Origin of the sequence: Paraburkholderia sp. BR14320 (assembly GCF_040948665.1) — a bacterium.
GTDB classification, from domain to species: Bacteria; Pseudomonadota; Gammaproteobacteria; order Burkholderiales; family Burkholderiaceae; genus Paraburkholderia; species Paraburkholderia youngii.
This window is the reverse complement of the sequence record NZ_JBFPKG010000008.1, coordinates 176,134-197,156: the sequence shown is the minus strand read 5'-3', so window position 1 is coordinate 197,156 and position 21,023 is coordinate 176,134. Positions and strand designations below refer to the sequence as shown.

Annotated in this window: 21 protein-coding genes and 1 pseudogene; 6 read left to right on the top strand and 16 right to left on the bottom strand. The window is 66.6% G+C overall.

All coding sequences use genetic code 11. From position 1 onward, the window contains the following. Nucleotides 1-23 precede the first annotated feature (23 nt). On the top strand, nt 24-1,007 hold the full coding sequence (locus AB3X89_RS11380) for a transcriptional regulator GcvA (protein ID WP_368583347.1): 984 nt from the start codon (nt 24-26) through the stop codon (nt 1,005-1,007). Between the two features lie 20 nt (nt 1,008-1,027). Here the strand turns inward: AB3X89_RS11380 and AB3X89_RS11375 are convergent, their stop codons facing one another. From AB3X89_RS11375 to AB3X89_RS11330, 10 genes are all read right to left on the bottom strand, one after another. Next, nucleotides 1,028-1,297, bottom strand: a complete 270-nt coding sequence (locus AB3X89_RS11375; protein ID WP_013088246.1) for a DUF493 family protein — start codon at nt 1,295-1,297, stop codon at nt 1,028-1,030. Continuing rightward, the gene (locus AB3X89_RS11370) at nt 1,269-2,228 is read right to left on the bottom strand and encodes a D-amino acid aminotransferase (protein ID WP_368583346.1); all 960 of its coding nucleotides are present in this window, start codon (nt 2,226-2,228) and stop codon (nt 1,269-1,271) included. Before AB3X89_RS11370 ends, AB3X89_RS11375 begins: the two co-directional genes overlap by 29 nt. A 13-nt stretch (nt 2,229-2,241) precedes the next feature. Then, on the bottom strand, nt 2,242-3,471 hold the full coding sequence (locus AB3X89_RS11365; protein WP_368583345.1) for a D-alanyl-D-alanine carboxypeptidase family protein: 1,230 nt from the start codon (nt 3,469-3,471) through the stop codon (nt 2,242-2,244). Between the two features lie 319 nt (nt 3,472-3,790). Then, nucleotides 3,791-4,435, bottom strand: a complete 645-nt coding sequence (locus AB3X89_RS11360; protein WP_368583344.1) for an alpha/beta hydrolase — start codon at nt 4,433-4,435, stop codon at nt 3,791-3,793. A 32-nt stretch (nt 4,436-4,467) separates the two neighbouring features. Continuing rightward, nucleotides 4,468-4,791 (bottom strand): ferredoxin, encoded by a 324-nt coding sequence (locus AB3X89_RS11355; protein ID WP_013088242.1) that lies wholly within the window; start codon nt 4,789-4,791, stop codon nt 4,468-4,470. A 136-nt stretch (nt 4,792-4,927) separates the two neighbouring features. After that, nucleotides 4,928-6,085, bottom strand: a complete 1,158-nt coding sequence (locus AB3X89_RS11350; RefSeq protein ID WP_368583343.1) for a VanZ family protein — start codon at nt 6,083-6,085, stop codon at nt 4,928-4,930. Between the two features lie 31 nt (nt 6,086-6,116). Further along, complete coding sequence (locus tag AB3X89_RS11345) at nt 6,117-6,743, bottom strand: ABC-type transport auxiliary lipoprotein family protein (RefSeq protein ID WP_368583342.1); 627 nt, start codon at nt 6,741-6,743, stop codon at nt 6,117-6,119. Nucleotides 6,744-6,773: 30 nt separating this feature from the next. After that, complete coding sequence (locus tag AB3X89_RS11340) at nt 6,774-7,751, bottom strand: MlaD family protein (protein ID WP_368583341.1); 978 nt, start codon at nt 7,749-7,751, stop codon at nt 6,774-6,776. 46 nt (nt 7,752-7,797) lie between these two features. Further along, a complete protein-coding gene (locus tag AB3X89_RS11335; RefSeq protein WP_368583340.1) occupies nt 7,798-8,676 on the bottom strand; it encodes an ABC transporter ATP-binding protein in 879 nt (292 codons plus the stop codon). Beyond that, entirely contained in the window at nt 8,673-9,806 is a 1,134-nt protein-coding gene (locus AB3X89_RS11330) for an MlaE family ABC transporter permease (RefSeq protein WP_368583339.1), read from the bottom strand. The genes AB3X89_RS11335 and AB3X89_RS11330 overlap by 4 nt, the downstream gene beginning before the upstream one ends. Before the next feature lie 147 nt (nt 9,807-9,953). On the opposite strand from AB3X89_RS11330, the gene AB3X89_RS11325 reads away from it, so the two are divergent. The 3 genes from AB3X89_RS11325 (at nt 9,954) to AB3X89_RS11315 (ending at nt 12,046) form a co-directional block, all read left to right on the top strand. After that, entirely contained in the window at nt 9,954-10,892 is a 939-nt protein-coding gene (locus AB3X89_RS11325) for a biotin--[acetyl-CoA-carboxylase] ligase (protein WP_368583338.1), read from the top strand. Then, on the top strand, nt 10,889-11,728 hold the full coding sequence (locus tag AB3X89_RS11320; protein WP_368583337.1) for a type III pantothenate kinase: 840 nt from the start codon (nt 10,889-10,891) through the stop codon (nt 11,726-11,728). The genes AB3X89_RS11325 and AB3X89_RS11320 overlap by 4 nt, the downstream gene beginning before the upstream one ends. A gap of 78 nt (nt 11,729-11,806) precedes the next feature. Continuing rightward, nucleotides 11,807-12,046, top strand: a complete 240-nt coding sequence (locus AB3X89_RS11315; protein WP_368583336.1) for a hypothetical protein — start codon at nt 11,807-11,809, stop codon at nt 12,044-12,046. A gap of 68 nt (nt 12,047-12,114) precedes the next feature. On the opposite strand, the gene rfaE2 is transcribed toward AB3X89_RS11315, so the two are convergent. The 6 genes and pseudogenes from rfaE2 to AB3X89_RS11285 form a co-directional block, all read right to left on the bottom strand. Then, on the bottom strand, nt 12,115-12,597 hold the full coding sequence (gene rfaE2 / locus AB3X89_RS11310) for a D-glycero-beta-D-manno-heptose 1-phosphate adenylyltransferase (protein ID WP_152851779.1): 483 nt from the start codon (nt 12,595-12,597) through the stop codon (nt 12,115-12,117). Between the two features lie 152 nt (nt 12,598-12,749). Further along, nucleotides 12,750-13,628, bottom strand: coding sequence for a ferritin (locus AB3X89_RS11305; RefSeq protein WP_013088232.1), 879 nt, complete (start codon nt 13,626-13,628; stop codon nt 12,750-12,752). 623 nt (nt 13,629-14,251) lie between these two features. Continuing rightward, nucleotides 14,252-15,079, bottom strand: a complete 828-nt coding sequence (locus AB3X89_RS11300) for a PhaM family polyhydroxyalkanoate granule multifunctional regulatory protein (RefSeq protein ID WP_368583335.1) — start codon at nt 15,077-15,079, stop codon at nt 14,252-14,254. A gap of 82 nt (nt 15,080-15,161) precedes the next feature. After that, nucleotides 15,162-16,019, bottom strand: a complete 858-nt coding sequence (locus AB3X89_RS11295; protein WP_176122253.1) for an enoyl-CoA hydratase/isomerase family protein — start codon at nt 16,017-16,019, stop codon at nt 15,162-15,164. 54 nt (nt 16,020-16,073) lie between these two features. Then, nucleotides 16,074-17,327 carry an ABC transporter substrate-binding protein gene (locus AB3X89_RS11290; RefSeq protein WP_368583334.1) on the bottom strand — a complete coding sequence of 418 codons (1,254 nt, stop codon included), beginning with the start codon at nt 17,325-17,327 and terminating at the stop codon, nt 16,074-16,076. 196 nt (nt 17,328-17,523) lie between these two features. After that, a pseudogene (locus tag AB3X89_RS11285) lies at nt 17,524-18,507 on the bottom strand (fumarylacetoacetate hydrolase family protein). Nucleotides 18,508-18,666: 159 nt separating this feature from the next. On the opposite strand from AB3X89_RS11285, the gene AB3X89_RS11280 reads away from it, so the two are divergent. Together AB3X89_RS11280 and AB3X89_RS11275 are read left to right on the top strand one after the other, a co-directional pair. Next, the gene (locus AB3X89_RS11280) at nt 18,667-19,593 is read left to right on the top strand and encodes an IclR family transcriptional regulator (RefSeq protein ID WP_368583333.1); all 927 of its coding nucleotides are present in this window, start codon (nt 18,667-18,669) and stop codon (nt 19,591-19,593) included. A 41-nt stretch (nt 19,594-19,634) separates the two neighbouring features. After that, nucleotides 19,635-20,918 carry a DUF3108 domain-containing protein gene (locus tag AB3X89_RS11275; protein WP_368583332.1) on the top strand — a complete coding sequence of 428 codons (1,284 nt, stop codon included), beginning with the start codon at nt 19,635-19,637 and terminating at the stop codon, nt 20,916-20,918. The last annotated feature ends 105 nt before the right edge of the window (nt 20,919-21,023 follow it).

The following is a 21,023-nucleotide window of genomic DNA, read 5'->3' as shown; positions in this document are numbered from 1 at the left end:
ACGTCTATGTGAGAAATATTCCGATGGACCTGCGTCAACTCCCCGCCCTCAACGCGATCAAGGCGTTCGAAGCCGCCGCCCGCCACGAGAGCTTTTCGCGCGCCGCCGACGAGCTCTTCGTCACGCACGGCGCGGTCAGCCACCAGATCCGCGCGCTCGAGGCCGAGCTCGGCGTGTCGCTGTTCGCGCGTGACGGCAAGCGCGTGCGCCTCACCGAAACCGGCCGCCGCTACGCCACCCAGGTGCGCGCCGCGCTGATGGAGCTCGCCGACGCGACTCGCGCGATCCGCGCCGGCGACCGCGAGCGGCGCCTCGTGATATCGATGCTGTCGTCGTTCGCGGCGCGCTGGGTAACGCCGCGCATCGGCAGCTTTATCGAGGCGAATCCGCAGTGGGATCTCGAGTTGCTGACCACCAATGCGCTGACGGACTTCGCGCGCGACGACGTCGACGTCGCGATCCGTTTCGGCTTCGGCAAATATCCCGGACTGCACGCGGAGCTGCTGCTCGACGAGATTTTCTTCCCGGCCTGCTCGCCCAACTTCAACGGCGGCAAGCTGCCTCAAACTCCGGCCGATCTCGCCAAAGTCCCGCTGCTGCGCTCCGACGACGAGCTATGGCGCCCATGGTTCGACGCCGCCGGCCTCACCGACTGGCCGGAGCCGAAGCGTGGCGTGTTGTATCAGGATTCGTCGAATCTGCTGCAGGCGGCCGTCGACGGCCAGGGGGTCGCACTGACGCGCCGCTCGCTCGCGATGCACGAAATCGCAGCGGGCCGGCTCGTGCGGCTCTTCAATGTGGATGGGCCCAGCCCGTGGCAATACTATCTGGTCTGCCTGCCGCAGACGCTGGAGACCGCGCGGGTCAAGGCGTTTCGCGACTGGGTGTTCGACGAGGTGGCGCGCTTCAGGCAGTTGTTCGATCTCGCCTGCGCGGCGGGGCCCGAGGCGAGCGCGCGCCTTGCGGCGGAGGGGGCGACGGCGGACGCGTTGCGCGTCGCGCCGTGAGGTGAAAAACGCGCGCGGTGTTACAGCACGACCTTGACCATCGGATGGCCGGTCAGCGCGCGATAGATGTCGTCGAGATGCGCGCGGCTCGTCGCGCGCACGTGGACGGTCAGCCCCGTGTAGGTGCCGCTGCTCGACGGCCGCGTCTCGACGCGCGACGCGTCGACCTCGCTATCGAACTCGCGCACCACTTCGACGATCGTCGCGGCAAACTCGGGGTGCGATTTGCCCATGATCTTGATCGGGAAATCGCAGGGGAATTCAAACAGTGAGTCGTTCTCGGGATTCATTCTCTACTCCTTCTTGCGCCGCGGCGGCTTCGGCCGCCTTGGCTCGCTGATACGCCGCATACAGCGCCGCAAACACCGCGCCCGGCTTGCCCGCGCCGACCGGCGCGCCGTCGAGCCGCGTGACCGGCAGCACCTCCTTGGTCGCCGAGCTGATGATGATTTCATCGGCCGCGCGCACTTCGGCCTCGGTGATGTCGCGCGCCTCGAAGCGGATGCCGCATTCGGCCGTCAGCTCCTCGATGAGCCCATAGCGGATCCCTTCGAGAATCTTGTTGCTGCGCGGCGGCGCGGCCAGCACGCCATCCTTCACGACCCACACGTTCGACGACGACCCTTCGGTCAGCAAACCATCGCGGAACTGCAGCGTCTCGAAGGCGTCGTTTTCGGCCGCGTATTGCGCCATCAGCACGTTGCCGAGCAGCGACACCGACTTGATGTCGCAATTGAGCCAGCGACGATCCTCCGCGCTCACGCACGCAACACCGCTCGCGCGCTGCGCGGCGCCGGGCAGACTCAGCGCGGTGACCATCACGAACACGGTCGGCTTCACGCCGGCCGGAAACGCGTGACCGCGCTTCGCGACGCCGCGCGTCACCTGAATGTACGCGATCGCGTCCTGATCGGCACACAGGCCGCCGTCCGTTTCGTTGGCCTCGACCACGCGTCCGATCAGCTCGCGCCAACCGGCGTCGTCGAGCGGATTGGCGATGCCGATCTTGCCGACCGAGCGCGCCAGACGCGCCAGATGCTGCTTCAGACGAAACGCGGTGCGGCGACCGCTCGCGTGCGCGTACAACGGCGCCACTTCGTAAATGCCGTCGCCGAAAATGAAGCCGCGGTCGAGCACCGGGACACGCGCTTCGGACAACGGCACCAGTTCGCCGTTCAGATAGACGATCGGGTCCGGCGAAACTTCGGAGACAGCGGTCATTGCGACGTAGCCCTTACTTCTTCTTGTTGAACATCAGCATCAGCGAATCCCACACGCGGCCGACCACGCCGGCTTGCGGCACCGGCTGCAGCGCGACCACCGGGAATTGCGCGAGCACCTTGCCGTCGGCGACGAGCTTGGCCGTGCCGATCTGCTGGCCGTTCGCGATCGGCGCGATCAGCGGATCGTTCAGTTCGATCTGCGGCTTGGCCTTGTCGCCGGCGCCCTTCGGCAGCGTGATGTACTGGTCGCTCTTCACGCCGACCTGCACGCTGTCCTGCGAGCCCTTGTAGACGCGCGGCGTGGCCACGACCTGGTTCGCCTTGTACAGACGCGTCGTGTCGTAGGCGGTGTAGCCGTAGTTCAGCATCTTCAGGCTGTCCTGCACGCGGTCGTGCTCCTTGGTCTCGCCCATCATCACCGAGACGAGACGGCGCGACGCGTCGGTCGTGCCGGGCAGCGGACGCTTCGCGCTCGCGATCAGGCAGTAGCCGGCCGCTTGCGTGTGACCGGTCTTCAGACCGTCGACGCTCGGATCGATCCACAGCAGACGATTGCGGTTCGGCTGCTTGATCTTGTTGTACGTGAATTCCTTGACCGAGAAGATGTTGTAGTAGTCCGGATAGTCGCGGATCAGGCGCGCCGACAGGATCGCGAGATCGCCCGCGGTCGTGTAGTGCTGCGGGTCGGGCATGCCGTTCACGTCGGCGAAATGCGTGTTCTTCATGCCGAGCTTCTGCGCTTCCTTGTTCATCATGTCGACGAACTGCGCCTCGCTGCCGCCCACCAGTTCGGCGAGCGCGATCGCCGCGTCGTTGCCCGACTGCACGATCATGCCGTACACGAGGTCGTGCACGGTCACCGGCTTGAGCGCCTCGATGAACATGCGCGACTCGTCGTTGCGCACGCGCCGCACGGCTTCGCTCGGCTCGATGCTCTGATCCATCGTGATCTTCTTCGTGGCGAGCGCTTCGAACACGAGATACGCGGTCATCAGCTTGGTCAGCGATGCCGGTTCGACGCGTTCGTCGGCATTGGCGGACGCGAGCACCTGGTTGCTGGTCGCATCGACGAGCACCCACGAGCGCGCGTTGACGCCCGGCGGCGGCACCTGCGCGAACGCGGTGCTTGCAACCAGCGTGGCCGGCAGCACGAGACCGGCGGCGATGGCGCGATTGAGCGAAGTGGGAACGAAAGAAGCGAGAGACGGGAAGGACGTGCGGCCAGAGGAGGAGAAACGCATAGGGTCGATTGGTGCGGAAAAATACGTTGCGCGACAGCGCGGAGTTGGGGGAGCCGGTCGGCGGGGCATCTGGCCGTAAAACGGCGGGCGCCCGTTGGACTGATGGCGACGCAATCGGTTCGCGAGCACAGCGCTGAGCACCCGGCCGCGCCCTCCCGCGAAATGACTCCGCGGCGCGCGATTCTGCCGGCTGGGCGGCGCTGTGCCCAAAAAAAGAGCGCTCATTATACGCGCGCTGCCTGGTCAACTTCGTGCGTGTGTCGCTGATTTGCACACGTTTGCGCGTACCTGTCCCCCGCAAAACGCGCGTCGCGCGTTTTCAGCGCCAGGCGTCGACGATGATGCGCTTCAGGATGTGAAGCTTACGATGCAGAAAGTGCTCGGCGCCCGGAATCACGACGACCGGCAGTTCCTGCGGCCGCGCCCAGTCGAACACGGATTGGATCGGAACGGTCTCGTCGACTTCGCCGTGAATCACGAGCGTGCCTTCGGGCACCGGCGCGACGTCCCAGCGGCTCGCCGCAGTACCGACGAACACGATGCGCTCGATTTCCTTGCCTTCGTCGCGCAGCTTCGCCGCGACGTGCGACAGCACCACGGTGCCGAACGAAAAGCCCGCGAGCACGAGCGGCAGATCGCCATAGTCCGGATCGGCGCGCATGTGCTCTAGCACCGCGCGCAGATCGTCACGCTCACCGACGCCCGCGTCGTGCTCGCCCTGGGTCTGGCCGACGCCGCGGAAATTCGACCGGTAGGTGACGTAGTTCAGTTGCACGAGCGTGCGCGCGAGTGTCTGCGCGACCTTGTTGTCCATCGTGCCGCCAAACAGCGGATGCGGATGCGCGACGAGCGCAATGCCGCGCGGCGCGGCGCTTTTATCGCGCACGTCGTCGGGCAGGTCCAGCGCGACCTCGATCTTGCCGACCGGGCCGTCGATCAGATACTTCTTCGTGTTGACGTTCATCGGGATGCCTGTGGATCGTTTCGTGGTTTGCGTTATTGATCGATCTTCAGACGCTCGACGATCTTGCCGTTCACGAGATGCGATTCGACGATCTCATCGATGTCGCTCTCGTCGACGTAGGTGTACCAGACCGCCTCGGGATACACGACGAGCGCCGGGCCCAGTTCGCAGCGATCGAGGCAGCCGGCCTTGTTGATGCGCACCTGGCCGGGACCGGCGAGACCGAGTTGCTTCACGCGCTTTTTCGCGTACTCCTGCATCGCCTGCGCGTTGCAGTTCGCGCAGCTCGGACGCTCGGCGCCGGGGTCGCGTTGATTCAGACAGAAGAAAACGTGGTGCTTGTAGAAGGAATCCATGATGTTCTGGAGGCGAGCCTGAAAGGAAGTGCAGTGGCGCCGTCGGCATCCGGTATGCCGCAGCGCCCGTCGTGCGGACGATTATAGCGACCGCGCTGTGCAGGCGCCGGAGCCTCGCGGCCGGCCCGCAAGCACGTCAGGCCGGCTTCGCGCGCCGCTTCAGCCATGCCCGCTCGACCGCGAATGCGAGCCACACCAGCGCCGCATAGGGCCACATCCACGCGAGCCAGCGCGCGAGCCCGTTGAAATGCAGGTAGCGCCCCTGCCGCCAGTCGGCGAGCACGGCGTCGAAATACGGATTCACCGGCAGCAGATTGACGAACACGAGTGCGATGACGAGTGCGACGCCCGCGAGCGTCGCGCGCACGCGCCGCCGCAGCGGCAGTGCGACGAGCGCCGCGACGGTGCCGCACCCGAGTCCGAGCAACGCGCCGGGCGTCGCCCAGTCGAACGCGAGGCCCGATTGCGATTGCAGGAACGTCGCGCCGGCCTTCACGCACAAGGTCGTGACGATGAACACGAGCAGCATGCGCGCGCGCGGCGCATGACGGCGCATCGGCAGCGACGCAAGCGCGAGCGCCGCGAACAGGTTCAGCGTCGTGATCAGCGCTTCCCACGTGTCGTCGTCCAGCCACGCGGCGGCCGCCGCCGGCCATGCGCCGACGTGCCATGCAGACGGCGTCCACGCGAGCAGCGCGTCCTGGGTGGCCGGATCGACGCTCAGCCACAGCGCGCGCGGCCAGTTGCCGAGACCGAACAGACGTGGCGCCGGAAACATCGTCGCGAACGGCCACGCGGCGACGACGCACGCGAGCGTCGCATGGCCGCGCTCGAACCACAGCAGGCGCAGACGCCTGAGCAGGCCGCGATCGAGCAGCGCGCCGGTCAACGGCGACATCATCGACGCACCGACGAGCGCGCCGAGCGTGTTGGCGGCAAGGTCGAGATTCGAGGCGACGCGGGTCGGCAGATAGGTCTGCACGGCTTCCATCGTGCCCGACAGCAGTCCGCCCAACACGAACGCCAGCGCGACGGCCAGCGTGCCGCGCCAGCGCGGATACACCGCAAGCACCACCAGCGCGCCGAACGGCATATAGCCGAGCACGTTGGTGACGACGTCGAATGCCGTCAGGTACTGCGGCATTGGATCGAACAGATAGGCGAACGGCGCGATGCCGAGCGAGCGCCACCCCGAGAACGGATACCACGATCCGTACACGATCAGCGCCGCGTACAGCAGCAGCGCCCGACGGGCCAGCGTCGACGGGCGGCGCAGCCAGGGGCGTTCGCTCATGCGGCGCTCCTTTGCGTGCGCTGCCCGCCCGTCATTGCGCGGCGACCAGCGCCTGCGAGCCGAGCCACGTGGCGATCTGCGCGACGAGGTCGTCGCTGGCCGCGGCGAGCGCCCGCGCGCCGCCGGCCGCATCCGCCGAATGCGCGGGCGCGCGCGCGACGAAGGTGTGCTGGCCGACCACCTTGCCGCCCTGCATCAGCGTGGCGCGCGCGGTGATCGCGCCGTGGCTGTCGGTCGGGCTGGCGAACACCTGCTCGAACTCGGTCAGATCGACGCGCAGCACCGGCGCGCTCACGCCGTCCGCGCCCGTCAACACGGTGCCCCGCTCGCTCAGCACGTTGCGCAGGCGCTGCGTCAGCAGTTGCGACGGCATCATCGTCCAGTGGCTGTTGGCGTAGGCGGCCGTCTGCTGCGCATCGGCGTAGCTCAGCCGGTACGTCAGCCGGTCCGATTCGAGCACGGACGGCGCGCTGACCTCCAGCACCTTGACGGCCGGCAGCCGGCTCGCGGCGGCGCTCTGCGGCGGCGGTCCAAAATCGTAGCGGACGTCCGACACGACCGCGGACGTGCCCGCGCAGCCCGCCGCCAGCACGCCGAACGCGAGCAGCGCCGCGAGCGCGGCGCGCGAGGACAACAGTCGGTGAATCGAGCGTGACATGGGTATCTTCCTTTGTTCTAGCCTGCGAATTTAATGGGCTGCGGGGGCTGCGGGCGCGGCGGCGGCGGGCCACGCGAAGCCGGCCTCGCCCGGACCCGGCGCCGCACGCGGCGCGCCGAACAGCACGCTGCGCGGATTGGTATTGAAGGTGTCGGCGGCGCGATCGATCGATTGCGCGGCCGAGCGCACGTCCTCGGTCAGCGAATTGACGCGCGGCAGCGTCTCGAAGCCGACCCGCGCGGACAGGTCCTGAATCGTCGTGTTCATCTGCGCGAGCGCATCGCCGGCCTGCTGCGCGGCCGTGCCGACCTTGTTCAGATTGCGCTCGAGGGGCCCGTCCGGACGGTTCAGGCCGGTGATCATCTGGTTGGTCGACGCGAGCGTGTGGTTCAGTTGGTCGATCGTGCCGGGCAGCTTGCTGGCGACCGGCGCCATTTCCCGAGTCAGCGTCGCGACGCCCGAAGCCGCCTGCGCGATGCTCGCCGCCGTCTCATGCAGCTGCTCGACCATTTCGGGCGACAGCATGTCGTTCACGTTGTCGGTGACTTTTTCGAGCTTGCGCAGCAGCACGTCGCCGCGTTGCTGCAACTGATCGAGCAGACCGGGGCGCATCGGCAATTGCGCGACCTGGTGCGCCGACGAGTGCAGCGGCGTCAGGTCGCGCCCGGTATCGTCGAGCTGGATGAACGCGATGCCGGTCACGCCCTGCAAGCCGAGGCTGCCGAACGTCGAATGCGTGATCGGCGCGTGCTCGTCGACCATGATGCGGATCAGAATCTGGCCCGGATGGGTCGGATCGAACTTGATCGACTGTACGCGGCCGACGTCGAGCCCGCGAAAGCGCACCGCCGCGTCCGCAAAGAGGCCGGTCACATTGGTGCGCGCGATCAGGTCGTACGGCACCCGCACGGTGCGGTCGACGTTGAACAGATACGCGGCCAGCGCGATCGCCGCCGTCAGCACGACCGTGAAGAGTCCGGCCCAGAACGCATGTGCTTTGTTTTCCATTGTCAGTTTTCCTGGTTCATAGCGGCCCGCTTCGCGGCGGCCGGCCTCACAGCGACAACTCGGACGACGCCGGCTCGAGCGCCGCCCGCGGCAGCTTCGCGCGACGCTCGGGCGGCAGCGCCTGCAGCGCGCGGCGCCCGCGCAGGCCGAGGAAATATTCGCGGATGAACGGATGGTCAACGCCCGCGGCCTCCTCGACCGGCGCATTGACGAGCACTTTCCGATCGGCGAGCACGGCCACGCGCGTCGACAGCGCGACCATCGTGTCGAGATCGTGCGTGATCATTACGACCGTCAGACCGAGCGCGCGATGCAGCCCCGAGATCAGCTCGACGAATTCGTCGGATGCCTGCGGGTCGAGGCCGGCGGTCGGTTCGTCGAGGAACAGCAGTTCGGGTTCCAGCGCGATCGCGCGCGCGATGCCAACCCGCTTGATCATGCCGCCCGACAGCGCCGACGGCATCTTCGACGCGTGCTTGCACGGCAGCCCGACCATTTCGAGCTTCAGCATCACGATGTCGCGCAGCAGGTCTTCGGGCACCTTGCCGAGCTCGCGCACCGGTTGCGCGACGTTGTCGAACACGGACAGCGACGAGAACAGCGCGCCGCGCTGGAACAGCATGCCGGAGCGGCTGCGCATCAGCAGCGCGGTCTCGGGCGAGATCGTGGCGAGATCTTCGCCGAACAGCTTGATCGTGCCCCGCGACGGCCGCTCCAGGCCGAGAATCTGCCGCACCAGCGTGGTCTTGCCGGAGCCCGAGCCGCCGACGATCGACACGATCTCGCCGCGCCGCACGTCGAGGCTCAGATGCTGATGCACGATGTTGCGGCCGTAGCGCTTGGTGATGTCGATCACCTCGATCACCGGCTCGGCGATCGACGGTACGGGTTGGCCGCGTACGGCTTCGGTTAGTGGCGCGATCATCCGAGCCCCACGTTCTGAAAGAGGATTGCGAACACCGCGTCCGCGAGAATCACGATGGTGATCGATGTGACCACCGAGGTCGTCGTGCCTTCGCCGAGACTCTGCGAATTGGCCTTGATACGGAAGCCGAAATGACAGCCGGCGATCGCGATCAGCATGCCGAACACCGCGCCCTTGCCAAGCCCGATCCACAGGTTAGCGATCGGCACGACGACGGGCAGTTGCCGCGCGAAGAAGCTCATGTCGATGCCGAGCACGAGCTTCGCGGCGAGCGCACCGCCCGTCAACGAGATCACGTTGGTCCACATCACGAGCAGCGGCATCGCGACGGCCAGTGCGATCACGCGCGGCAGGATCAGCCGCAAGCCGTGCGGGATGCCCATCACGCGCATCGCGTCGAGTTCCTCGGTCACGCGCATCACGCCGATCTGCGCGGTGATCGCCGAGCCCGAGCGGCCCGCCACCAGAATCGCCGACAGCACCGGACCGAGTTCGCGAATCACCGCGAGGCCGAGAATATTGACGATGAACTGGTTCGCGCCAAAGATGCGCAATTGCTGTGCCGACAGATAGCTCAACACGATGCCGATCAGGAACGCGACGAGCGCGGTGATCGGCAGCGCGCGGGCGCCGGCGTTGTAGATGTTCGCGGAGATTTCGGTCCACGGCGTGAGTTTCGGCTTGCGCAGGATCGCCAGCAGATCGAGCACGAAACGCCCGAGCATCGCGACGCCGCCCTGCATGTGCTCAACGAACGAGAAGATGCCAAGGCCGAGACGCGTGAAGGGATCGAAGCGCGTTACCGGTTCGGCGCTCTCGCGCACCGTGTCGAGCAGCGCGATGCGCTCGAAGATGTCCCGCTGCGTGTCCGTGAGCGCGGTGCCCGGCGGCAATTTGCGGCCCCATACGCGCCACAGCGCCTGGCCGCCGACGTGGTCCATGCTGTCGACGCGCGACAGGTCCCACCCGCCGATGCCCTGCGCACCGGTCAGCGAACGCAGTTGCGGAATCACGTGCCCGGTGTCGCGATCGCGCGCGAGCGCGAGCGCCGTCCACTGGCCCGAGAGACGGACGATCTTGCCTTGGCTGCCGGCCGCGACTTCAAGGCCGGGCGGAGTGTCGTAGTTCAAGGATCGCGTGAATCTGGTTATCGGATTAGCGGCCATTGTAGCGAAGGCTCGGCCGCCGGTCCGCCAGGATGTGCATCGGTCCGCGTCGCTTCCTCGGCGGTCCGCATTCGAGTCCCGGGAGGGTTTGCTGTGGCTACAATACGAGGCATGAATGCCTCCAAGACTCCCGCCTCTCCGCCCGCTGCGACAAGTGCGGCCGCGGCCTCGTCGTCGGCATCGGCCGACTGGCGCATCGATCGCGAGCGCGCGGTCAAACTGTTCGGCGCGCATGCGCATGACTGGCCGATCGAAATCGTCGAAGAAACCGGTTCGACCAACGCCGATCTGATGGCCCACATGAAAGCACTACCGCGACACGCGAACGCGCTGCCGCGGCCGATCGTGCGCGTCGCGTATCTGCAGACCGCCGGGCGCGGCCGTCGTGGCCGGCCGTGGTACGCGGAGCCAGGCAACGCGCTGCTGTTTTCGGTCGCGTGCATGTTGCCGCGCCCGCTCGAAGGGCTCGCGGGCTTGAGCCTCGCGGTGGGCGTCGCGCTCGTCGACGGGCTGCGTTCGCTGCCGGTCGCGGGTCCCGGACAGATCTCGCTGAAGTGGCCGAACGACGTGCTGCTCGAAGGCGACAAGCTCGCCGGCATCCTGATCGAAACCGCGTGGAGCACCGACGACGCGAGTGCGGTCGTGATCGGCATCGGCACCAACGTGAAAGGCGCCGACGAACTCGCGGCGAAGGTCGGCGCGCTGAACGCCGAGGTACCGCCGCAGGCGCGCGGCACCGTGCCGACCGCGTTGCAGCGCGCGCTGCCGAACGCGAATCTGACCGATACGCTGGCCGCCGAATTGAACGCGCTCGAACCGATGCTGCAGCGCTTCGGCGCCGAAGGCTTCGCACCGTTCCAGGCTCGCTGGAACGGCGTGCATGCATACGCGGGCCGCGAGGTGGTGCTGCTCGAGCAAGGTCAAGAACTCGCGCGTGGCGTGGCGGCGGGCGTCGACGAACGCGGCCAGTTGCTGCTCGATACGGCCGAAGGGCGCCAGAGCATCGCAACCGGCGACGTGTCGCTGCGCCTCGCCGACGGTGCGGCATGACGCGGCGCGCGCCTTATCTGCTGATCGACGCGGGCAATAGCCGGATCAAGTGGGCCCTGGTGCAGCCGGACGGGACGCAGTTGGCGAGCGGTGCGCTCGCGCATCACGACGTTGCCGGACCACGCGCGCAGCCTGCGTCGCAAACTGGTTGGGCTGACTTGCCGGCGCCATGCGGCGCGTGGCTCTCCAACGTCGCGGGCGCGCAGATCGCGGCGCACCTCGCCGCGCTCGTCGAAGCGCGCTGGCCGCAACTGCCGCTCACGACGGTCCGCGCCAGCGCTCAGCAATGCGGCGTGACCAATTGCTATTCGACACCGCACTCGCTCGGTAGCGACCGCTGGTGCGGCATGATCGGCGCGCACGCGGCCTTTCCCGGCGAACATCTGCTGCTCGCGACCTTCGGCACCGCGACGACGCTCGAGGCGTTGCGCGCGGACGGCGCGTTTATCGGCGGATTGATTGCGCCCGGCTGGTCGCTGATGATGCGCTCGCTTGGTGAGCACACCGCGCAACTTCCGACGCTCGACGCCGCGCACGCGCGCGGTCTGCTCGACGGAGCCGATACGGCCGACGCGGCCCGACGCGGTCCGTTCTTCGCAACGGATACTCCGCGCTCGCTGTCGGCGGGCTGCACGCTGGCGCAGGCCGGATTGATCGAGCGGATGTGGCGGGATCTGCAGGATGAGTGGCAGTTGCCCGTGCGTCTCGTGGTCAGCGGCGGCGCCGCCGACGAAGTGGCGAGCGCGCTGAAGGTGCCGCATACTCGCCACGATTCGCTGGTACTGTCGGGGCTCGCGCTGATCGCCGCCGAGGATACGGCGCGCGAAGGCGGCTGATTGCCTGCCGGACGGGTGCGGCCATGTTTCGCTCTCGGACCCGGCGCTCCACTTCTTTCTGGATTGGAAATACCCACAATGCTTCGCTGGCCGATCGCCATTCTGATTTTTGTCAACGTGTTGGCTTTCGTCGCGCTGCGTGGCGCCTTCGGCCCGATACCCACCGCCAGCGGACGCGAGCCGGGTCATCTGAACCGCCAGATTCATCCGAACTGGCTGAAGGTGCGCCCGGTCAGCGCCGCCGATGCGGCCGACCAGGCAGTGGTCGGCGGACCGGCGCCGCAGGCGCCGATTTCAACATCGGAGTTGCCGCAGTAATCAGGTGAGCGACGCGGTCGGTTAGAGGTTCGGCATTGCGCCGTGCGTTTGCGGGGCAATGCGCGGCATCAACCCTGTGTGCGCACCTTCTTCAACAGCGCAGTGGTCGAGCGATCGTGCTCGAACGCAATCGCGAGCGCCTTGCCGCCCCAACCGCGCACGAGCGCCGATTCGGGCAGCGCGTCCATGTCGTAGTCGCCACCTTTCACCAGCACGTCCGGGCGCAGCGCGGAAATCAGCTCGACCGGCGTTTTCTCGCCAAAGCCCACCACGTAGTCGACACTTTCCAGCGCCGCGAGCAAGGCCATGCGGTCGGCCTCGTTGTTGATCGGCCGGTCGTCGCCTTTGCCGAGCATCCGCACCGATGCGTCGCTATTCACACCGACGATCAGACACGCGCCCAACGCCTTCGCGTCGGCCAGATAGGTCACGTGACCGCGATGCAGGATGTCGAACACGCCGTTCGTAAATACGACGGGCGCGCGCAGCGAAGGACGCAGCTTCACCAGGGCATCGCGCGTCAGAATCTTGCGTTCAAAGATGGCGGTCATCGCACGGTCACAGAGTTGGGGAGTTACGGAGTTGCGGGAAGAGCAATGCCGGGTGCCGCCACGATACACGCTGGGCGGCTCAAAGGAAAACGGTCCGGCAAGCTCACGCTTGCCGGACCGCCATTTGAACGGTGCTGAAACCGCCCGAGCCGTTACGCCGGTTGCTGCTGCGCCGGGCTTTGTTCGGCCGCTTGCAGACGCGCGACCACTTCCTTGCGATAACGGTTCAGTTCCTGCGCGGTGGTGAACGTGCGTTCGAACAGCAGCGACAGGTTGTGCAGAATGCGCTCGACAACCTTCTTTTCCCAACCGTCGTCGAAACGGATCTGCTCGTCGAGCCAGCGCTCGAGCCATTCCGGATCCGGCAGACGCGACTGGATCGTGTCGCGCGGGAACAGCGCCTGGTTCACGTGCAGGTTGGTGGGGTGCAGCGGCTTTTCGGTGCGACGCGCCGACGCCATCAGCACGCCGATCTTCGCGAATGCGGCACGCGCGATGTCGCCGGTTTGCGCCATGGCCTTCTTCATGTAGCGCAGATACGCGCCGCCGTGGCGCGCTTCGTCGCGCGAGATGGTTTCGTAGATGTGCTTGATGACCGGTTCGGTGTGCCATTCGGCAGCGCGGCGATACCAGTGATTCAGGCGGATTTCGCCGCAAAAGTGCAGCATCAGCGTTTCGAGCGGGGGCGCGGGATCGAACTCGAAGCGCACCGCGTGCAGTTCCTCTTCGGTCGGGACCAGTTCCGGCTTGAAGCGGCGCAGATATTCCATCAGCACCAGCGAGTGTTTCTGCTCCTCGAAGAACCACACGCTCATGAATGCGGAGAAATCGCTGTCGTGATGATTGTCACGCAGAAACATTTCCGTGGCGGGTAACGCCGACCATTCGGTGATCGCGTTCATCTTGATCGTCGCGGCCTGCTCGTCGGTCAACAGCGATGCATCGAATTTGTCCCAGGGAATGTCCTTCTCCATGTCCCATCGAACGGATTCGAGCGATTTATAAAGTTCCGGATAAAGCATGGTGTTCATAGTCCCACCCCTGTTCTGCACATACTGTGTGTGTCTGTTGCTGCTACGTGTAGCCGTTTTTACCTGCGACGAACGGACATGCCGTTTATCGGCCAAGCATTCAATTTTACGCGTTAATCGGCCGCCCAGAAGCATCGGGCAGCAAAGAAGTCCGGGCTGTTGTATTGGCGCCTGGAGCGTGAATCGGGCGCCGCGGCCAACCGTGGGTAAGCAATACCCTTTGCCTGAGGTCGAGCCAGTCCGGGTCGACAACCGCACCGTCCAGCCCTGCACCGGTAGCGCCGGCGGCGAATGACGAGAGGGCGGTGGGATTGGTTGTTTTCGGCGCACGCCCCAAAGCCAGATCAAGCTTACACAATGATAGCACGCGCCTCCGGCCAAACCCGTGACAGAAGCGGTGCGAGCGCGCTATGGCATTGACTTCTCTCAATAAAGTCGGCAATTCGCGCGGGAAGAAATCGCCGGCGTTGGCATACGGCAAAAACGTAGGCGACGGGTTGTCTTTGGCATGGGGCACTGATTCGCGGCGGCCAGAAGGTGGAAGTGCGGACCTGACCGCCGCTGCTTCTGATATTGCTTGCGCAGTCGCACCGGGCGCGAGCGTGCTGCCCGCACCGCCCCGCTCACGTCGACTTTTTCGGCGTTGCCGCGCTCCTGCCCTCGCCGGACGCGCGTTTGGCCGATGTCGCGGCGCGCTTCGCGGCCGGCCGCTTGGCGGCCGGCTTCGCGCTTTGCGCACCGGCGCCGGACGGATCGCCGCCCGACGGATCGCCGCCCGACGGATCGCCGCCCGACGCATCCGCAGCCTTCGACGACTCCGCCTTGCCCTGCGTGCCTCCACCCGCCGCCGCGACTGCGACGGACGGCTGCGTCATCGCGAACTGCGCGATCTGGTTGAACTGCGATTGCAGAAGATTCCACCATGCGGATGCATCGAAAGCGGGTGCCGCCGGCGCTTGCTCTTCGTCGCTGTCCGCTGGAGGGGCGCTTTCGGGGGCTGGCTCAGCGGGCCTCGTCCAGCTCGGCGCCGGCGCGGGGCTCGGGGCGCGGCCCGGCGAGTCAGTCGCGGCCGCACCCGTTGCAGCAGCCGCCGCCTGCGACATCGAGGTCTGCGCGAACGCGCCGAACGCGCGCAGCGTCGCGAGCGTCGCGCGCTGCACTTCCAGCGCCTGGATCGCCGACTGCAGCATGCTCAGATTCAGCTTCAGCCATTGCTCGACCGCGCGCATGTCGGTGATGCGCTTGTCGAGCTCCTCGACGCTCGTGAGCGGCGCCATCATGTCGGACATCATCGACAGCGACGGACTCGTGCCGCCCCCCGGCTGCGCGCCCGTCATGGCGGCGCCGAACGGCGACAGCCGAATCATGCTCCACATCCGATCGAGCATTTCAGCGGGCGGAAAACCGGGAAAGCCGGGAAAGGGCGGCGCGGAGCCAGTGGTGTCGGTCATGGTTGTCGCCTCGGTACTGGATGACAGGTAGAGCGCGCGATGCCGCGCGCGTTGATTCGATCATACCGTTTGGGGTATGACATCACGATGGTTCGCCGTGACGCGGACGGCCCGCGCCAAAATCCGGCGCGCGCCGCTCGCGCAACGAGCTCAAGCCCTCGCGCACATCGGGCCCCGCGAAGCCCATGAACTCCAGCGCGAGCGATGTATCGAACGCCGGCCCCGCCGTGCGCAGCCAGTTGTTCAGCGCGTACTTGGTCCAGCGGATGGCGGTCTGCGACCCGTCGGCGAGCTTGCGCGCGACTTCGAACGCCTTCGGCAGCAGCGCGCTTTCGTCGACCGCGAGCGACACGAGCCCGATACGCTCAGCCTCCTCGCCGCTCACCGGCTCGCACAGCAGCAGGTAGTACTTCGCCTTCGCCATGCCGCACAAGAGCGGCCAGACGATCGCCGCATGATCGCCCGCGGCGACGCCGAGACGCGTATGCCCGTCGATGATGCGCGCCGTCTTCGCCGCGATCGAGATATCGGCGAGCAGCCCCGCGACGAGCCCCGCGCCGACCGCCGGCCCGTGCATCGCCGATACGATCGGCTTGCCGCAGTTGATCACGTTGTAGACGAGGTCGCGCGCTTCGCGCCACACCCGCGTGCGCACCTCGAAATCGTTCGCCATGTCCTCGACGAGCTGCAGATCGCCGCCTGCCGAAAAGCCCTTGCCTTCGCCGCGAATGATCGCGACGCGCGTGTCGGGATCACGATCGATGTCGCGCCAGATCTCCGCGAGTTCGTAATGCATGCGTGCGTCCGCGGTCGCGAGGCCGCTCTTGTTCGCGCCCTCGCCGCTCATCACGACTTCGAGCACGCCGTGCGGATGACGCTGCAAACGCAGCGACTGGTAGTGCGCGTAGTACGCGTCGTTCGGTTGCGATGACTGAGTCATGGTGAGCGGTCCATAGGTGATTCGTTCAGTCGCGCGCGGAACGTCGCGACCCGTTCAATGCGGCTGATAAAGCCACTTGCCATTAGTGATTTCGACCATCACGCGCGCGCGCTGATCGAGCCCGAGATGATCGGCCGCGCTCATGTTGACGACGCCGTTGGTATCCGCGAGACCGCGGGTTCCTTCGAGCGCGTCGCGCAGCGCGCGGCGAAACGCCGGCGTGCCTGGCGCGCCGCTCTTCAAAGCGAGCGGAATCGCGTGCTCGAGCAATGCGTCCGCGTCCGACGTGTACGAACCGAACGCCGACACGCTGCCCGCGCCGTGCTGCGCCTCAAACCGCGCGATGTATTCGAGCGCGAGGCGCCTGGCCGGATGATCGACCGGCAATTGCGCGGCGACCAGCACCGGGCTCGCGGGCAGGAACGTGCCGTTGCAATCGGCGCCGCACACACGCAGGAAGTCGTTATTGCCGACGCCGTGGTTGTGATAGATGACGCCCTTGTAGCCGCGCTCGCGCAGCGTTTTCGGCGGCAGCGCGGCAGGTGTGCCGGCCGCGCCGACCACCACCGCGTCGGGGTGAGTCGCGAGAATCTTCAGCACCTGGCCGGTCACGCTCGGATCGGTGCGATTGAAGCGTTCGCTCGCGACCACGTCGATGTGATGCAGTTGCGCGAACTTCGCGACCTCGGCGTAGAACGTCTCGCCGAGCGCGTCGGCCTGTCCGATGAACGCGATCGTCTTCACGCCGTGTCCGCTCGCATGCTCGGCGATCGCCGAGGCCATCATCGCGTCGGTCTGCGGCGTCTTGAAGACCCAGCGACGTTTTGCATCGACCGGTTCGATGATTTTCGCGGACGACGCGAGCGAGATCATCGGCGTTTCGCCCTCGGCGACCACGTCGATCATCGCGAGCGAATTCGGCGTGATCGACGAGCCGATGATCGCGTCGACATGATTTTCGCTGATGAGTTTCTTGGTGTCCTGCACGGCTTGGGTCGTGTCCGAGGCATCGTCGAGCACGATGTACTCGACGTTTTGCCCGCCGATCTGTTTCGGCAGCAGCGCGACCGTGTCGCGCGCGGGAATGCCGAGCGATGCGGCAGGCCCGGTCAGCGACAACACGAGACCGATCTTCACCTGCGCGAACGATGTCAGCGGCAACGCGCAGACGAGCGCGGCGCACAGCGTCGCGGCGCGCCGCGCGAAGCGCCGGCCGCGTTGATACGAGCCACGCGCGCTCGTGCGCGCTTGAACGAGTGACGCATCAGCGCGTCGATGTCCAGCTGCGGGGAAGTTCAATCGCGGCATGCTGTCTCCTCACGTCGGGGTTTTCGTTGTGATGTAGTGCCGATGTGCTACCGATGCGTCGCTGCACGCTATCTGACATTGGCGCCGTCCCAGCCGGCGCGCCAGTCAGTGTAGCCGCGCGCGCGGGCGGTGGCATCGGGCGAAACCCTTTCGCGCGTGCCGCCGCGTCAACGCATTGCCGCGTGAGCGCCGCGCTTCATTCGAGCGGCGCGATGCTCTGCTCGATCGCACCGAAAATCGACTTGCCCGCGTCGTCGAACATTTCGATCTTCACGGTGTCGCCGTACTACATGAACTCCGTTTGCGGCGCGCCGTGCTCGATCGTTTCGAGGCAGCGCTTCTCCGCGATACAGCAGTAGCCGCGCTTCGCGTCCTTGTTCGACACCGTGCCCGAACCGACGATAGAACCAGCACGCAGATTGCGCGTCTTCGCCGCATGGGCGATCAGCTGACCGAAGTGAAACACCATATCGGTGCCCGCGTCGGGCTGGCCGACTTTCCGGCCGTTCCAGTGGACGATCATCGGCCGATGCACGCGGCCTTCGCGCCAATGCTCGCCGAGCTCGTCGGGCGTCACCGCGACCGGCGCGAACGACGTGGCCGGCTTGCTCTGGAAAAAGCCGAAGCCCTTCGCGAGTTCGGCTGGAATCAGGTGGCGCAATGACACGTCGTTGACGAGCGTCACCAGCCGCACGCCGCGCAACGCCTGCTCGGGCGTTGCGCCCATCGGCACGTCAGCGGTGATGACCGCGACTTCCGCCTCGAAGTCGATGCCGTACTGTTCCGATGCGCACACGATGTCATCGCGAGGGCCGATGAAGTCGTCGCTGCCGCCTTGGTACATCAGCGGGTCGGTCCAGAATTCGGGCGGCATTTCCGCGCCGCGTGCGCGCCGCACGAGTTCCACATGGTTCACGTACGATGAACCGTCGGCCCACTGGAACGCGCGCGGCAGTGGCGCCATGCACTCTTTGGCGTCGAACGAAAAGCTGTTGCGCGCGCGGCCCTGGTTCAGCGCATCGTAAAGGTCGTGCAGTTGCGGCGCGTAGAAGGCCCAGTCGTCGAGCACGCGCTGCAGCGTGGGCGCGATCGCGTCGGCGATGGCCGCCGTGTGCAGGTCGCGGGACACGACGATCAGTTGACCGTCGCGCGTGCCGTCCTTCAGCGAGGCAAGTTTCATAGAGCTGTGAACCGTGTGTTAGTGACGATGGAAGGAATCTATTCTACGATGGTGAACCGGCGCGGCCCAAGATGTGCGTGTTCGTCGTCGTTGTCACTGCCACCATCGCCGTTACGCGCCTTTTTCGATTACCGAACGCGCTGCCCGCGCCCTTTGCACATGTCCGCCAACGCCCGCTCCGGCACGATCCGCACCCGCACCGACCCCGCGTCCGCCGACGAACTGCTCGAACCCGCCGATGCCACCGACGCAACCGGCGCCGATGACGAAGCCGGCGAACCCGGCGAAGAAAAACTGCGCTCAGGCATCCAGTCGATCGAGGTCGGGTTCAGGCTGCTCGACGTGCTGACCCGCGAGCCGCGCGCGATGATGCTGCGCGATCTCGCGCAGCGCGCGGGCATGAGTCCGGCGAAGGCGCATCGCTATCTGGTCAGCTTTCTGCGTCTCGGCGTGGTCGCGCAGGACCCGCTGTCGGGCCGCTACGAACTCGGCGGCTTCGCGTTGCAGTTGGGGCTCGCGCGGCTCGCGCGGGTCGACGGCGTGAAGCTCGCGCGCATCGCGCTCGCCGAGTTGCGCGACCGGCTCGATCAGACGGTCGGCATCGCGGTGTGGGGTAATCAGGGGCCGACGATGGTGCACTGGATGGAGTCGAGCTATCCGGCCAAGGCATCGCTGAAACTCGGCGACGTGATGCCCTTGCTCAGTTCCGCGACCGGTCTGCTGTTCGCCGCCTACCTGCCATCCGGCAAGACCGACGGGATGATCGAGCGCGAGCTGGCCGACTCGCGGCGTTCGTCGCATAGCGGCGCGCCGCGCACCCGCGAAGACGTCGACAAGGTGCTCGCTGAAGTGCGCGAGCACGAGGCCGCGCGAGTCGAAGGCATGCTGCTGCCGACGATCCACGCGTTTTCGATGCCGGTGTTCGATTCGACCGGCGAACTGGCGCTCGCTCTCGTCGCGCTCGGCCATGAAGGCGCGTTCGATATCCGCTGGGGTGGCGAAATCGATACTGCGCTGCGCGAATGCGCGCGCAAGCTGTCGTACGAACTCGGCTATAGCGCGACACCGCGTAGCGACAACGGTTGATACGCGCCAGACCTTTCAAGCTCTCACCGATTCAAGCGCCGATGGATTTTGCTTCCGCCAACCGCCGTCATGATCGCCTTCCCGCTTTGGGCAGCGGGCCGGGACGCGGCGCGCGCGCGGGGCGCTGGATCGCGGTGCTCGTGGCCGTGGCGGTCTTGCACTGGATCGCGGCGCAATGGTTCGAGCGCAATCGAATGGATCTGAATCCGGCAAATCGCGAGCATGTGCCGGTGCAGGTCGCGCTGCTGACGCCCGAGAGGGTCCAGCGTCAACCGGCGCCAAAACCGGCCGCGCCGGCACCGCACCCGCCCGCGCATACACGCAAGCCCGCGGCGCGTGCGCCGCGCGAGCAGCATGTGCTGAGCGCGTTGCAGCCGGCCAAGCCGAGCGAGCCGGCGGCCACGCCGGCATCGGAGGTCGCGGCAAGCGCGCCGCCCGCCGCCGCGAGCGCGAATGCGCCGGTCAATGCCAATGCCAGCGGCGCCGCCGCGAGCGCCGCTGGCGCGGCCAGCGCGCCGCAAGCGTCGCAGGGCGTGAAGTTTTCGGTGCCGCCGTCGGGCGAACTCGACTACGACACGTTCTACAACGGCGTGCGCAACGCGCCCGGCACGATCCATTGGGCGAGCAATGGGCAAGGCTACGAAATGGTCGTATCGGTGCCGCTGCCGTTCGTCGGCCCGTTCGTGTTTTCGAGCCACGGCGGGATCGATGCGTTTGGCCTCGCGCCGGCGCAGTACAGCGAAAAGCGTGGCCGTCGCGCGAAAGACATCGCGATTTTCAATCGCAGCGACAAGAAGATCGGCTTCACGCGCACGCCCGCCTCGTTGCCGTTGCCCGACGGCGCGCAGGACCGCTTCAGCGTCGTGATGCAGCTCGCGAGCCTCGTGCGCGGCGATCCTGACGCCTATAAGCCTGGCGTCACGCGACAGTTTTTCGTCGTCGATTCCGATAGCGGCGAGAACTGGCCGATCGAGACGATCGGCGACGAAACGATCCGCGCCGCGCAGGGCTATCTGCAGACGCGTCATTTCAAACGTCTGCCGCGGCACGATGGCGACCAGCGCCGTATCGACGTGTGGCTTGCGCCGTCGCTCGGCTGGCTGCCCGCGCGCATTCTGCAGACTGAGCCGAACGGTACCCAGTTCGAGCTGGTGTGGCGCGGCAAGCTGAATGTCGATGGGGCGCCGGCGGAGAATGCCATGCCCGCAGCCACCTCCGCCAAGAGCCCTGCAACGCCGTCGCCCGCCTACGCATCGGCAGTAACGCCCGAGCCCGCCCCCGCAGCACCGGTCGATTCAACCGCTCCAACAATCATCAAACCGTGACACTGGTCGTGACACAGTGTCACGAGCAGAACCGCCCGAGATCGGCGAAACTTACTTTGCAACACTGACTCGCACGTCAATGGAGCCTCCGTTTGCGCGAACGGG

Excerpts from the sequence above, each read along its gene's own strand:
- AB3X89_RS11345 (WP_368583342.1), bottom strand. The coding sequence starts at position 6,743 with ATGTCACGCTCGATTCACCGACTGTTGTCCTCGCGCGCCGCGCTCGCG.
- AB3X89_RS11295 (WP_176122253.1), bottom strand. The coding sequence starts at position 16,019 with ATGACTCAGTCATCGCAACCGAACGACGCGTACTACGCGCACTACCAG.
- AB3X89_RS11350 (WP_368583343.1), bottom strand. The coding sequence starts at position 6,085 with ATGAGCGAACGCCCCTGGCTGCGCCGCCCGTCGACGCTGGCCCGTCGG.
- rfaE2 (WP_152851779.1), bottom strand. The coding sequence starts at position 12,597 with ATGACCGCCATCTTTGAACGCAAGATTCTGACGCGCGATGCCCTGGTG.
- AB3X89_RS11360 (WP_368583344.1), bottom strand. The coding sequence starts at position 4,435 with ATGAACGTCAACACGAAGAAGTATCTGATCGACGGCCCGGTCGGCAAG.
- AB3X89_RS11370 (WP_368583346.1), bottom strand. The coding sequence starts at position 2,228 with ATGACCGCTGTCTCCGAAGTTTCGCCGGACCCGATCGTCTATCTGAAC.
- AB3X89_RS11290 (WP_368583334.1), bottom strand. The coding sequence starts at position 17,327 with ATGCCGCGATTGAACTTCCCCGCAGCTGGACATCGACGCGCTGATGCG.
- AB3X89_RS11320 (WP_368583337.1), top strand. The coding sequence starts at position 10,889 with ATGACGCGGCGCGCGCCTTATCTGCTGATCGACGCGGGCAATAGCCGG.
- AB3X89_RS11300 (WP_368583335.1), bottom strand. The coding sequence starts at position 15,079 with ATGACCGACACCACTGGCTCCGCGCCGCCCTTTCCCGGCTTTCCCGGT.
- AB3X89_RS11355 (WP_013088242.1), bottom strand. The coding sequence starts at position 4,791 with ATGGATTCCTTCTACAAGCACCACGTTTTCTTCTGTCTGAATCAACGC.
- AB3X89_RS11335 (WP_368583340.1), bottom strand. The coding sequence starts at position 8,676 with ATGATCGCGCCACTAACCGAAGCCGTACGCGGCCAACCCGTACCGTCG.
- AB3X89_RS11325 (WP_368583338.1), top strand. The coding sequence starts at position 9,954 with ATGAATGCCTCCAAGACTCCCGCCTCTCCGCCCGCTGCGACAAGTGCG.
- AB3X89_RS11305 (WP_013088232.1), bottom strand. The coding sequence starts at position 13,628 with ATGAACACCATGCTTTATCCGGAACTTTATAAATCGCTCGAATCCGTT.
- AB3X89_RS11280 (WP_368583333.1), top strand. The coding sequence starts at position 18,667 with ATGTCCGCCAACGCCCGCTCCGGCACGATCCGCACCCGCACCGACCCC.
- AB3X89_RS11315 (WP_368583336.1), top strand. The coding sequence starts at position 11,807 with ATGCTTCGCTGGCCGATCGCCATTCTGATTTTTGTCAACGTGTTGGCT.
- AB3X89_RS11380 (WP_368583347.1), top strand. The coding sequence starts at position 24 with ATGGACCTGCGTCAACTCCCCGCCCTCAACGCGATCAAGGCGTTCGAA.
- AB3X89_RS11365 (WP_368583345.1), bottom strand. The coding sequence starts at position 3,471 with ATGCGTTTCTCCTCCTCTGGCCGCACGTCCTTCCCGTCTCTCGCTTCT.
- AB3X89_RS11375 (WP_013088246.1), bottom strand. The coding sequence starts at position 1,297 with ATGAATCCCGAGAACGACTCACTGTTTGAATTCCCCTGCGATTTCCCG.
- AB3X89_RS11275 (WP_368583332.1), top strand. The coding sequence starts at position 19,635 with ATGGATTTTGCTTCCGCCAACCGCCGTCATGATCGCCTTCCCGCTTTG.
- AB3X89_RS11340 (WP_368583341.1), bottom strand. The coding sequence starts at position 7,751 with ATGGAAAACAAAGCACATGCGTTCTGGGCCGGACTCTTCACGGTCGTG.